Origin of the sequence: Salifodinibacter halophilus (assembly GCA_012999515.1) — a bacterium.
Classification (GTDB): Bacteria; Pseudomonadota; Gammaproteobacteria; order Nevskiales; family Salinisphaeraceae; genus Salifodinibacter; species Salifodinibacter halophilus.
Map to the genome: position 1 here is coordinate 1 of JABEEB010000049.1, position 387 is coordinate 387.

General features: G+C 74.2%; 1 protein-coding gene. It reads left to right on the forward strand.

Annotation, left to right across the window (positions count from 1 at the left end; translation table 11 throughout):
• Positions 1-387, forward strand: a 387-nt coding sequence (locus tag HKX41_10620; GenBank protein ID NNC24584.1) for a hypothetical protein, incomplete at both ends; no start/stop codon positions are given.

A 387-nucleotide genomic window follows, 5' to 3' on the forward strand; every position in this document is an offset into this window, starting at 1 on the left:
GCGTGGCAAGGCTGGCTGGACGCGCAGAGCGCGCGTCCCGGCGCGGTCACCGGCGCGACCGCCGACGCCTGGCTCGCGGTGTTCGCGCAGCGTCCGTTGAGCGCGCCGCCGCGGCGCGCCCCCGCGCTCAACCGCTGGCAGGCCTTCGCTACCTTGTGGCGGCAGCAGTGGCTGCCGCCGGAACCCGAAGACCGCCGCCTGCGCTGGGGCGCGGGCGCGATCTCGCTGTTGTGGCATCTGCTGTTCGGCGGGCTGCTGGTGTGGCTGATGTACCTGCAGTACTTCGCCACCCGCCCGCCGCCGCCGGGCGAGACCACGGTGACGATGATCGAATACGTCGGCAAGGGCACGCCGCAGGAGCCCGGCGGCGGTTCCCAGCAACCCAGC